Source organism: Rathayibacter sp. AY1D9 (genome assembly GCF_002932395.1).
Classification (GTDB): Bacteria; Actinomycetota; Actinomycetes; order Actinomycetales; family Microbacteriaceae; genus Rathayibacter.
The window spans coordinates 181,890-192,953 of record NZ_PSVQ01000002.1 but is presented as its reverse complement, the minus strand read 5'-3'; the positions used below and the strand labels follow the sequence as shown (position 1 = coordinate 192,953).

Sequence of the window (11,064 nt, the reverse complement as noted above, 5' to 3'; positions counted from 1 at the left end):
AGGCCGGGGTATAAAATTGGCATTGAACATAGTGCACGCTGTTGAGTTCTCAAGAATCGGACACATCCCGCCTCCACACCAGAACGGTGCTTCACAACGAAAGTGATCGAAGTTTGCTGTACGAGGGCGTGAGCCACTCGATTTGTCTTGCTTGCCGAGACCGGTTAGGCTTGTCAGGACCGAAGTCCCGATCGCCTCCGTGGCAACTCGACTAACTTAGCACATCCGCAGGCCGTGTCAAGTCCGGCTTCTTCGTGGTGTTCGCTGCACGATCGAGGACCGCACCGCTGCACCGGGCTCGGCCGTGAGGCCTTGCAACGAAGCCGGGACCGTGTCCTGTGGAGGCTTTGCATCTTACGCTCGCGATCCCGCAGTCTTCAAGAGACGAATCTCTAACAGGCCTGGGAGCGAGGGGATGGTCCCCGCTTGAGGTGGGCCAGCTGGTCTCGACGCACCGCGCCTGACTCCCGCTTGCCGCTCCTTTGGGGTGACGAGGAGTTACATTACGTCGGGCCTCGGCCGAGCGGCAAATCGCCTGCGTCCCGGGCGTGTCGCGATTCAGGGGCCGTGCGTCGCTGAGTGTCCGACTCGGTACCCGACACCGGCTACCGGCTACCGGCTACCGGCTACCGGACACCGGACACCGGACACGGGACACGGGACACGGGACACCGTGTTGATGAGACCGCCGACGCCGTCATCATCCGCGTCCGCTCGAGGAGAGCGGGCACGCGGTCAGCGGACGAAGGCCCCGGCGAAGCTCTTCTTGCCGCGACGGAGGACGGCGATCCCATCGATCAACGGGAGCTCGCCGAGCGTGACGGTCTCGGACGGGAGGGCGGTGTTGTTCACCGAGAGCCCGCCCTGGGCGAGAGCCCGCCGCGCCTCCCCCGTGCTGGCGACGAGTCCGGTCTCGACGAACGCCTGCAGCGCCGGCGTCTCCGGGGTCGCCTCCATCGAGGGCACCGCCTCGAGTGCGCCGCGGAGGATGACCGGGTCGATCCCCTCGAGCGAGCCCTTGCCGAAGAGCGCGGCCGAGGCGTCGATCACCGAGCGCGTCGCCTCCGCTCCGTGCACCAGCGACGTGACCTCCCAGGCGAGCGCGCGCTGCGCCTCCCGGCGGAACGGCTCGTCGGCAGCGGCCTTCTCCAGGCGCTCGATCTCCGTGCGCGGCAGGAAGGTGAAGATCCGCAGGCGGTCGGCGACGTCACGGTCGTCCGTGTTGACCCAGAACTGGTAGAACGCGTACGGGCTGGTGAGCTCGGAGTCGAGCCAGACGGCGTTGCCCTCGCTCTTGCCGAACTTGGTGCCGTCGGAGTTCATCACCAGCGGTGTGCCGATCGCGTGGACCGACACGCCCTCCGTGCGGTGGATCAGGTCGGTCCCGCTCGTCAGGTTGCCCCACTGGTCGCTGCCGCCGGTCTGCAGGACGCACCCGTACTGCCGGTAGAGCTCCAGGTAGTCGAGTCCCTGCAGGATCTGGTAGCTGAACTCGGTGTAGCTGATCCCCGCGTCGGAGTTGAGGCGGGCGCTGACCGCGTCCTTCTTGAGCATCGTCCCCACACGGAAGTGCTTCCCGATCTCCCGCAGGAAGTCGATCGCCGACAGCGGAGCGGTCCAGTCGAGGTTGTTGACCAGGCGCAGCCCGTTGTCGCCGCCCGCGGGAACGAACCGGGACACCTGCGCCTGGAGGCGCTCGACCCACGCCGTCACCGTCTCGCGCGAGTTCAGCGTCCGCTCGGCCGTCGGACGCGGATCCCCGATCAGCCCGGTCGAGCCGCCGACGAGCCCGAGCGGCCGATGCCCGGCCAGCTGGAGCCGGCGCATGACGATCAGCTGCACCAGGTTCCCGAGGTGGAGGCTGGGCGCGGTCGGGTCGAACCCGCAGTAGTAGGTGATCGGCTCCCCCGACAGCAGCTCGCGCAACGCTCCCGCATCGGTCGACACGTGCACCGAGCCTCGCCAGACCAGCTCGTCCCACACGGAGTCGAAGGCGGGGTCGAGCCGCGGGCTCGTCGCGGACCCGGGGAGGTGCTGGTCGATCACCCGACCAGGCTACCGCGGCGGGAAGGAGCCGGTCTCCGGGAGTCAAGCGCACAGGCTTGATCCGGGGCGATCAAGTGCCGATACTTGATCGAGGAGGTCCGATGTTCGTCATCACCGCGGATCAGCGCGACAGCAGGCACGACCACGACCGCGTGGACCAGGCGATCGCGAGCCTGATCGACGACGGTCGGGCGTCGTTCGTCCTGCCCCCGGAGCGGACGGCGGGCGACGAGTTCCAGTGCGTGCTCGACCGGGCCGATGCCGTCGTCGCGCTCGTGCTCGAGCTGCACCGGACCGGCCACTGGAGCATCGGCCTCGGGATCGGCCCCGTCGACCGGCCACTCCCCGCGACCACGAGAGCGGCGACCGGGGAGGCGTACTTCGCGGCGCGCCGGGCGGTCGAGGCGGCGAAGGGCCGGCCGACGCGCTTCTCCCTCGATCCGGACGCACCGGGAACGGCGGCGCCGGCACCGGCGGACGTCCAGGCGCTGATCGATCCGCTCCTCCTGCTGCGCGACGCGCGCTCCGAGGCCGGCTGGCAGATCGTCGACCTGCTCGAGAGCGGCCTCTCCCAGAAGGATGCGGCCGAGCGCCTCGCCGTCAGCCCGCAGGCGGTCAGCCTCCGGGTCCGCGCGGCGAGTGCTCGAGTCGACGCTCCCGCCCGTGACGCGCTCGCGCGCCTGCTGACAGTGGTCGACCGTACGCTCGACCCCACCGACGAGAGGACACCCCGATGACGGCACCCCCCGGATCCCCCGCCCTGCTCCTCGCCTCCGCGCTGCAGTCCGCCTCGTGGACGGGCGTGGTGCTCGTGCTGCTCGCCGGACTCGCCGGTGCGGTGCTCGCCGTGCGCCTTCGCCGTCCGCAGCTCGCCTGGATCCCCCTCGTGGCGGCGGCCGCCGCCTTCCTGCTCACGGCGGTCGCCGGACCGTCCGCGCCCCCGATCCACTCCGTCCTGGTGGCGGTGCTGGCCTTCGCGCTGGCGGTCGCGGGCGGCGGGCCGATCGTGCTGCTCACCCTCCGGCTCGCGACGGCCGATTCCCGCAGCGGCAGCCACGGCGGCATCATGGTCGCCGGATCCTCCCGCCCCGCCGCCGGGAGCGCGCCCTCGGCGATCGGCCAGCCGATCGAGGTGCTCCGCGGCGGGACGACGATAGGGGTCCTCGAGCGGATCGCGACGGCCGGCGCACTGATGAGCGGTCTCCCCGAGGGGATCGCGGTCGTGGTGGCGATCAAGGGCGTCGGCCGCTTCAGCGAGCTCGCCTCCCCGGAGGCGCGCGAGCGGTTCATCATCGGCACGCTGGCGAGCCTCGCCTGGTCGGCGGCTCTCGGCGTGCTCGCCCGGCTCTACCTCGCGGGCTGAGCTCCGGGCCGCCGCCGGGGCACTGCTCTCCGGTAGGGCGAGACGGTGGGGTCGCCCGGGATGCTGAAGCGCCACGGGAAGTCGTCCCCGCCGCCCGGGCCCGAGACGCCGGTGCGCGGGCCCGCCGCCACGGAGGACGGCCTCTCCCCCGGCAGCAGCTCGAACGCCGCCTCGAGCGGGTCGCCCGACTCGGTGAGACGGACTCCGAGGGCCTTCGCCAGCCGTGCGGGTCCGCGGGCCAGATCCCGGCTGCGAACGGGTCCGCGCCGGATCATCGCGAGATCCTCCCCCGATACGACCTCGCCTGCGCGCAGCAGCACCGCCGACGCCGTGCCCGCCGGGGAGCAGACGATGTTCACACAGGTGTGCATCCCGTACGTGAAGTACGCGTACACGGATCCGGGCGGACCGAACATGGGAGCCGTCCGGGGTGTCGGTCCGCGGTGCGCATGCGAGCCCGGATCCTCACCGGTTCCGAGGTACGCCTCGACCTCGGTCAGCCGGACGCCGACCACGCCCTCCGGCGTGCGGTGCAGAAGGACGCGGCCGAGCAGCTCCGGTGCCACCTCGAGAGCCGAGCGCGCGAGGTCGGGGAGGTCGGCGCTCAGAAGAAGCTCTGGCCCGACACGAGGGTGATCACGATCACCGCGACGATGACGACTGCGGCGACGAGCACCAGAGTCCGCTGCTGCCAGGGGCGCAGCGGCGGACGGCCGTCGTCGCCCGGCGCTCCTCGAAGAGTCACGGGCGTTCCCCTCGGAGGGATCCGCGCACGACCCGGACGCGCTCGGTCAGCCGGGCGAGCTGCTCCGCGACGCGGTCGGGAGCCGTGCCGCCGACACCGTCCCGGCTCGCCACCGATCCCTCGATGCTGAGGACGGACCGCACGTCGGGAGTGAGCAGCGGCGACACCGAGGCGAGCGCGGCGGCGTCGAGATCCTCGAGCCCCCTCCCCTGCGACTCCGCCAGCTTGACCAGCTCACCGGTGATCTCGTGGGCGTCCCGGAAGGGCACGTGCTTCTTCACGAGCCACTCGGCCACGTCGGTCGCGAGGGAGAAGCCCTGGGGCGCGAGCTCCGCCATCCGGTCGGTGTGGAAGGTGAGGGTCGCGATCATGCCGCTGAACGCGGGCAGCAGCACCTCGAGGGTCGTCACCGAGTCGAAGACCGGCTCCTTGTCCTCCTGCAGGTCGCGGTTGTAGGCGAGCGGCAGCGCCTTGAGGGTCGCGAGCAGCCCGGTGAGGTTGCCGATCAAGCGGCCGGACTTCCCCCGGGCGAGCTCGGCGATGTCGGGGTTCTTCTTCTGCGGCATGATCGAGGACCCGGTCGAGTAGCCGTCGTCGAGCGTGACGAAGGCGAACTCCCGCGTGTTCCAGAGGATGACCTCCTCCGCGATGCGCGAGACGTCGATCCCGATCATGGCGCTGACGAAGGCGAACTCGGCGACGAGGTCGCGGCTGGCCGTCCCGTCGATCGAGTTCGGCACGCTCGACGCGAAGCCGAGATCGCGGGCGACCGCCTCGGCGTCCAGGCCGAGGGTCGAGCCGGCGAGGGCGCCCGAGCCGTAGGGCGAGACGTCCGCCCGGACGGCCCAGTCCCGCAGGCGCTCCAGATCGCGCAGCAGCGCCCAGCCGTGGGCGAGCAGATGGTGCGCGAGGAGCACGGGCTGAGCGTGCTGGAGGTGTGTGCGCCCGGGCATGATCGCCGTCGGGTGCGCCGACGCCTGCGCGGCGAGGGCGTCGATGAGCTGCACCACCAGCTCCGAGACGAGCGCCGCGTGGTCGCGGAGGTACATCCGGACGAAGGTGGCGATCTGGTCGTTGCGCGAGCGCCCCGCGCGGAGCTTGCCGCCGAGCTCGGGACCGGCTTCGAGCATCAGGCCGCGCTCGAGGGCGCCGTGCACGTCCTCGTCGGATTCGTCGGCGGCGAAGCTCCCGTCGGCGACGGCAGCCTCGAGCCGGTCGAGCGCCGCGAGCATCGCGGTGAGCTCGGCGTCGTCGAGGTAGCCCGCTCCGGCGAGCGCTCGGGCGTGGGCGCGGGAGCCGGCGAGGTCGTAGGGGGCGAGCTGCCAGTCGAAGTGGGTCGACCTCGAGAGCGCCGCGAGCTCGGGCGAGGGGCCGCCGGCGAAGCGGCCGCCCCAGAGGGCTCCGGCCTCGCCCGCGCGGGCGGAGGGTCGTTCCGTCATGGTTCTCCTCGGGTTCGGCTGTCGAGTCTACTGAGCCGCGTCGGCGGTGCCGGCGCGCTCCAGGAGCCACACGAGCAGGGCCTTCTGCGCGTGCAGGCGGTTCTCCGCCTCATCCCAGATCACGCTCTGCGGGCCGTCGATCACGTCGGCGGTCACCTCGTAGCCGCGATCCGCGGGCAGGCAGTGCAGGAACAGCGCGTCGGGAGCGGCAGCGGCCATCGTGGCCGCGTCGACCCGGTAGGCGCCGAAGGTCGCGACGCGCGCCGCCTTCTCGTCCTCCTTGCCCATCGACACCCACGTGTCCGTGATCACGATGTCGGAGCCGGCCGCGCCCTCGTCGGGGTCGGTCGTGGTGATCGCCGATCCGCCGGTGGTCGCTGCGATGCGCTGCGCATCGGCCAGGACCGCCGCGTCCGGCGAGTACGACTCCGGAGAGACGATGCGGACGTGCATGCCGGCCGTGGCCCCCGCCAGGAGGTACGAGTGCGCCATGTTGCTCGCTCCGTCGCCGAAGAACGTGAGCGTGAGGCCGGCGAGGCGACCGCGGTGCTCGCGGATGGTCAGCAGGTCGGCGAGGAGCTGGCACGGGTGGAACTCGTCCGAGAGCGCGTTGACGACCGGCACGCGCGTGCTGCGCGCCATCTCCTCCAGGCCCGACTGCGCGTAGGTGCGCCACACGATGGCGGCGACCTGGCGCTCCAGGACCCGCGCCGTGTCGGAGGCGGTCTCCTTGCCGCCGAGCTGGCTGCTCGCGGTCGAGATGATCAGGGGGCTGCCGCCGAGATCGGCGATGCCGACCGCGAAGGAGACGCGGGTGCGCGTGGAGGACTTGTCGAAGATCACGGCGACGGTCTGCGGCCCGGCGAGGGGCTTCCGGGAGAAGCGGTCGCGCTTGAGCTCGAGGGCGAGGTCGAGGATCTCGGCCTGCTCGGCGGGAGTGATGTCGTCGTCGCGGAGGAAGTGGCGGGTCACGGTGCTGGTCGCTTTCGGTGGAGGTACGGGGTCAGAGGGTCTGCAGTGCGCGGCCGAAGCGCTCGGCGAACTCGGCGACGTCGGCGGCGGTCACCACGAGCGGAGGCGCGAGCCGGACGCTCGAGTCGTTCGCCGCGTTCACGATCAGGCCGGCGTCGAGGCAGGCGGCGGCGAGCTCGGCGGCGACCGGCCGGGTCAGGGCGATGCCCAGGAGGAGGCCCGCGCCGCGGACCCCTCCGATCAGGGGCGAGTCGAGAGCGGTCAGCGCGTCGACGATCTGCGCCCCGCGCTCCCGCGCGTTGCCGAGAAGGTCGGCGCGCTCGATCTCGGCGAGCACGGCTCCGGCCACGGCGGTCGCGAGCGGATTGCCGCCGAACGTGCTGCCGTGGTGGCCCTTCTGCAGGAGGTCGGACGCCTCGCCGAAGGTCACCAGCGCTCCGACGGGGAAGCCTCCGCCGAGCCCCTTGGCCAGGGTGACGGCGTCGGGCAGGATCCCCGCCTCCTGGTACGCGAACCAGCGTCCGGTCCGCCCGACCCCGGTCTGGATCTCGTCGACGATGAGCAGCGCGCCGTGCTCGCGGGTGAGCTCCCGCGCGCGCTCGAGGTAGCCGGCCGGCAGCGGGATGACGCCCGCCTCCCCCTGGATGGGCTCGACGATCAGCGCGGCGACGGACTCGTCGAGAGCCGCCTCGAGGGCCTCGACGCTCGCCTCGAGGTGCTCGACCCCTCCCGGCATCGGCTCGAACGGCGCGCGCATGGCCGCCTTGCCGGTCAGCGCGAGCGCGCCCATCGTCCGCCCGTGGAACGCGTTCTGCAGCGCCAGGACGCGGTGCCGGCCGCCGGCCGCGTTCAGCCGCGCCAGCTTGAAGGCCGCCTCGTTGGCCTCGGTGCCCGAGTTGGCGAAGTAGACGCGGCCCGTCTCCCCGGCCCCGGTGAGGCGGCGCAGGGTCTCGGCCAGCTCGATCTGCGGGGCGGTCGCGAAGTAGTTGGAGACGTGGGCGAGCGCACCGGCCTGGCGCGTCACGGCCTCGACGAACACGGGATGCGCATGGCCGAGCGAGTTGACGGCGATGCCGCCGAGGAAGTCGAGGTACTCCCGCCCGTCGACGTCCCAGACCCGGCAGCCCTCACCGCGCTCGAGCACGGCGAGCGGCGGCGCGAAGGTCTGCATCATCGCGGCGGAGTAGCGGTCGCGCGCCGAGCCGGTGCGGGACGCGGTCGTGGGGGTGGACATGGTGGCCTTTCGATCGGAGCGGTCCGGCCGCGAGGGCCGACGGTGCGCGCGTCCCGGACGGGACGGGCGCTCGGAGCCGGGGCCGCTGAGGATCAGCGGCCCGACATTCGCTCCCGGTCGCGGGGGTCGAGCGAGGCGACGACCTCGGTGCCGATGCCCTCCGAGGTGAACACCTCGAGCAGGATCGAGTGCGGGATGCGGCCGTCGATGATGGCGGCCTTGGGCACTCCCCCGCGCACGGCGTCGAGGCAGGCGGTCATCTTGGGGATCATGCCCGATTCGAGCGAGGGCAGCAGAGCCGCGAGGTCGTCCGAGCGGATGTGCGAGACGAGCGACTCGCGGTCGGGCCAGTCGGAGTAGAGGCCGGCCACGTCGGTGAGGACGACGAGCTTCTCGGCGCCGAGCGCGACGGCCAGCGCGGCGGCGGCGGCGTCGGCGTTGACGTTCAGCGACTGCGTGGGGTCGTCCGAATCGGGGGCGATCGAGGACACGACCGGGATCCGGCCGGCCTCGAGCTGAGCGAGGACGGCGGCGGGGTCCACAGCGATCACGTCTCCGACGAGTCCGAGGTCGTGCTCCTCGCCGTCGATCACGACACCGCGGCGGCGGCCGACGAAGAGGCCCGCGTCCTCACCGGAGATGCCGGCGGCGAGGGGGCCGTGCTCGTTGATCCGGCGGACGATGTCGCGGCTGATGCTGCCGGTGAGCACCATCCGCACCACCTCCATCGCCTCGGGGCTCGTGACCCGGTAGCCGCCCCGGAACTCGCTCTCGATCCCGAGCCGGTCGAGCATCCGCGAGATCTGCGGCCCGCCGCCGTGGACGACCACGGGGCGGATCCCGGCGTAGCGCAGGTAGACCATGTCCTGGGCGAAGGAGCGCTGCAGCTCCTCCGACACCATCGCGTTGCCGCCGAACTTGATCACCATCGTGCGCCCGTGGAAGCTCTGCAGCCAGGGCAGCGACTCGATGAGCGTCGCGGCCTTCCCGGGTGCGGCGTCGCGCTCGGCGCGGCTCTCGGCCGAGAGGGTGGTGTCGTCGCTCATGGCCGCCTCAGCTCGAGTACGCGGAGTTCTCGTGCACGTAGTCGTGCGTGAGGTCATTGGTCCAGATCGTGGCCGTCGCGTCGCCGGCGTGCAGGTCGATGTCGACGGCGACCTGCCGAGGGGCGAGGTCGACGAGGTCGCGGCTCTCGTGCGGCTCGCCCGCGAGGCAGACCTGCACCCCGTTCATCGCGACGTCGATGCCGTACGGGTCGAACTGCGCATCGGTCGTGCCCACGGCGGCGAGGACGCGGCCCCAGTTGGGGTCCTTGCCGAAGATCGCGGCCTTGAACAGGTTGCTGCGGGAGACGGCGCGGGCGACGACCACGGCCTCGTCCTCGGTCGCGGCGTTCAGCACGCGGATCGCGACGTCGTGGTCGGCGCCCTCCGCGTCGGCCTGCAGCTGCAGGGTGAGGGCGCGGCAGACCGCGGTCAGGGCCGCGGTGAACTCGTCGGCGTCGGCCTCCACGCCGCTGGCGCCGCTCGCGAGCAGTGCGACGGTGTCGTTCGTCGACATGCAGCCGTCCGAGTCGAGGCGGTCGAAGGTGACGCGGGTCGCGGCGCGCAGGGCGATGTCGAGAGCGGCGGACTCGAGGGCCGCGTCGGTCGTGATCACGACCAGCATCGTCGCCAGACCCGGCGCGAGCATCCCGGCGCCCTTGGCCATGCCGCCGATGCTCCAGCCCTGCTCGGAGCGGACCACCGCCTGCTTCGGGACCGTGTCGGTGGTCATGATCGCGCGGGCGGCCGCCTCGCCCGCCTCGGGTCCCCCGGCGAGCTCGGCGGAGGCGCCGGTCACGCCGGCGGTGAGCTTCGCGAGGTCGAGCTGGTCGCCGATCAGCCCGGTGGAGCACACCAGCACGTCGCCGGCGGACACCTCGAGGCTCTCGCCCACGAGCTCCGCGGTGCGGTGGGTGACCTGGAAGCCCTGAGCACCCGTGTAGCAGTTGGCGCCGCCGGAGTTGAGGACGATCGCCGAGACGACGCCGTCGCGCATCACCTGCTCGCTCCAGAGGACGGGATTCGCCTTGCAGCGGTTGCTCGTGAAGACCGCGGCGGCGCTCTGCAGCGGGCCGAGGTTCTGCACGAGCGCGACGTCGCGCGCTCCGGTCGACTTGAGCCCGGCGACGACTCCGGCCGCCCGGAACCCTGCTGCTGCGGTGACGCTCACGGCGCGACTCCGTTCACGCTCAGGCCGAGGGACTCCGGGAGTCCCAGGGCGATGTTGGTGGACTGGACGGCCGCGCCCGCGGTGCCCTTGACCAGGTTGTCGATGGCCGAGACGACCACGACGCGGCGGGCCCGCTCGTCCACGGCGAGTCCGATCAGAGCGGTGTTCGCCCCTACCACGTCGGCCGTCCGGGGGAAGGAGCCCTCCGGGAGCAGCTGGACGAAGGTCTCGTCGCCGTAGGCGGTCTCCCACGCGGCGCGCACGTCCTGCGCCGAGACGCCGGGAGCGAGGCGCGCGGTCGAGGTCGCCAGGATGCCCCGGGACATCGGCACGAGGACCGGCGTGAACGAGATCGAGACGGGTCCGGCTCCGGCGAGCAGGAGGTTCTGCCGGATCTCGGGATTGTGACGGTGCGCTCCGCCGAGGCCGTAGGCGTGCGCGGAGCCGAGGAGCTCGCTGGCGAGGAGGTCGGTCCGCAGGCTCTTGCCCGCACCCGAGGGGCCGACGGCGAGGACCGCGACGAGGTCCGACGACTCGATCACTCCGGCGTGCAGACCGGGGGCCAGGCCGAGCGTGATCGCCGTGACGTTGCAGCCGGGGACGGCGATGCGCCGCACTCCGGCGAGCGCCTCGCGCTGCTTGCGTCCGCCGCCGCCGATCAGCAGCTCCGGGAGCCCGTAGGGCCAGGCCCCGGCGAAGTCGCCCCCGTAGAAGTCGGCCCAGTCCTGCGGGTCGGTCAACCGGTGGTCGGCGCCGCAGTCGACGACGAGGACGTCCTCGGGGAGGGTCGCGGTGATCTCGCCCGACTTCCCGTGCGGGAGGGCGAGGAAGACGACGTCGTGCCCGGCGAGGTTCCCGGTCGTCGTGTCGACGAGGACGAGGTCGCGGAGCGAGCGGAGGTGCGGGTGCACGGCGATGAGGGGCTGACCCGCGTTGGCGTGCGCCGTCACCGTGCGCACCTCGAACTCGGGGTGGTCGGCGAGCAGTCGCAGCAGCTCGCCGCCCGCGTAGCCGCTCGCACCGGCCACCGCCACGGAGAAAGTCATGCCCG

11 protein-coding genes are annotated in these 11,064 nt (G+C 72.2%); 2 read left to right on the top strand and 9 right to left on the bottom strand.

Going from position 1 to position 11,064, the window contains the following annotated elements; all coding sequences use genetic code 11:
* Positions 1–735: 735 nt before the first annotated feature.
* On the bottom strand, positions 736–2,046 hold the full coding sequence (tyrS, locus tag C5C50_RS02515) for a tyrosine--tRNA ligase (RefSeq protein ID WP_104224503.1): 1,311 nt from the start codon (positions 2,044–2,046) through the stop codon (positions 736–738).
* A gap of 101 nt (positions 2,047–2,147) precedes the next feature.
* Here tyrS and C5C50_RS02510 point away from each other — a divergent pair, with 101 nt between their 5' ends.
* Both C5C50_RS02510 and C5C50_RS02505 read left to right on the top strand, forming a co-directional pair.
* Positions 2,148–2,783: a DNA-binding protein gene (locus C5C50_RS02510; protein WP_104255580.1), complete on the top strand. Its 636-nt coding sequence runs from the start codon at positions 2,148–2,150 to the stop codon at positions 2,781–2,783.
* A complete protein-coding gene (locus C5C50_RS02505) occupies positions 2,780–3,409 on the top strand; it encodes a hypothetical protein (protein WP_258067611.1) in 630 nt (209 codons plus the stop codon). Before C5C50_RS02510 ends, C5C50_RS02505 begins: the two co-directional genes overlap by 4 nt.
* Here C5C50_RS02505 and C5C50_RS02500 read toward each other — a convergent pair.
* The 8 genes from C5C50_RS02500 to argC all read right to left on the bottom strand — a co-directional run bounded on the left by C5C50_RS02500 (position 3,394) and on the right by argC (position 11,059).
* Positions 3,394–4,017, bottom strand: coding sequence for a DNA-3-methyladenine glycosylase (locus C5C50_RS02500; protein WP_104226321.1), 624 nt, complete (start codon positions 4,015–4,017; stop codon positions 3,394–3,396). The two genes, C5C50_RS02505 and C5C50_RS02500, sit on opposite strands and share 16 nt — an antisense overlap.
* Positions 4,014–4,154, bottom strand: coding sequence for a hypothetical protein (locus C5C50_RS16815; protein ID WP_160034127.1), 141 nt, complete (start codon positions 4,152–4,154; stop codon positions 4,014–4,016). The genes C5C50_RS02500 and C5C50_RS16815 overlap by 4 nt, the downstream gene beginning before the upstream one ends.
* Positions 4,151–5,593: an argininosuccinate lyase gene (argH, locus tag C5C50_RS02495; protein ID WP_104272766.1), complete on the bottom strand. Its 1,443-nt coding sequence runs from the start codon at positions 5,591–5,593 to the stop codon at positions 4,151–4,153. The genes C5C50_RS16815 and argH overlap by 4 nt, the downstream gene beginning before the upstream one ends.
* 27 nt (positions 5,594–5,620) lie before the next feature.
* Complete coding sequence (gene argF / locus C5C50_RS02490; protein WP_104226319.1) at positions 5,621–6,565, bottom strand: ornithine carbamoyltransferase; 945 nt, start codon at positions 6,563–6,565, stop codon at positions 5,621–5,623.
* Positions 6,566–6,596: 31 nt separating this feature from the next.
* The gene (locus C5C50_RS02485) at positions 6,597–7,799 is read right to left on the bottom strand and encodes an acetylornithine transaminase (RefSeq protein ID WP_104272765.1); all 1,203 of its coding nucleotides are present in this window, start codon (positions 7,797–7,799) and stop codon (positions 6,597–6,599) included.
* A 92-nt stretch (positions 7,800–7,891) separates the two neighbouring features.
* Positions 7,892–8,845, bottom strand: a complete 954-nt coding sequence (gene argB / locus C5C50_RS02480; RefSeq protein ID WP_104224497.1) for an acetylglutamate kinase — start codon at positions 8,843–8,845, stop codon at positions 7,892–7,894.
* 7 nt (positions 8,846–8,852) lie between these two features.
* Complete coding sequence (gene argJ, locus C5C50_RS02475) at positions 8,853–10,013, bottom strand: bifunctional glutamate N-acetyltransferase/amino-acid acetyltransferase ArgJ (RefSeq protein WP_104272764.1); 1,161 nt, start codon at positions 10,011–10,013, stop codon at positions 8,853–8,855.
* Positions 10,010–11,059, bottom strand: coding sequence for an N-acetyl-gamma-glutamyl-phosphate reductase (argC, locus tag C5C50_RS02470; protein WP_104226315.1), 1,050 nt, complete (start codon positions 11,057–11,059; stop codon positions 10,010–10,012). Before argC ends, argJ begins: the two co-directional genes overlap by 4 nt.
* Between the last annotated feature and the right edge of the window lie 5 nt (positions 11,060–11,064).

Bases quoted from the DNA above. Each gene is read 5' to 3' on its own strand.
- C5C50_RS02485 (WP_104272765.1), bottom strand. From the start codon at position 7,799: ATGTCCACCCCCACGACCGCGTCCCGCACCGGCTCGGCGCGCGACCGC.
- argC (WP_104226315.1), bottom strand. From the start codon at position 11,059: ATGACTTTCTCCGTGGCGGTGGCCGGTGCGAGCGGCTACGCGGGCGGC.
- argB (WP_104224497.1), bottom strand. From the start codon at position 8,845: ATGAGCGACGACACCACCCTCTCGGCCGAGAGCCGCGCCGAGCGCGAC.
- C5C50_RS02510 (WP_104255580.1), top strand. From the start codon at position 2,148: ATGTTCGTCATCACCGCGGATCAGCGCGACAGCAGGCACGACCACGAC.
- argH (WP_104272766.1), bottom strand. From the start codon at position 5,593: ATGACGGAACGACCCTCCGCCCGCGCGGGCGAGGCCGGAGCCCTCTGG.
- C5C50_RS02505 (WP_258067611.1), top strand. From the start codon at position 2,780: ATGACGGCACCCCCCGGATCCCCCGCCCTGCTCCTCGCCTCCGCGCTG.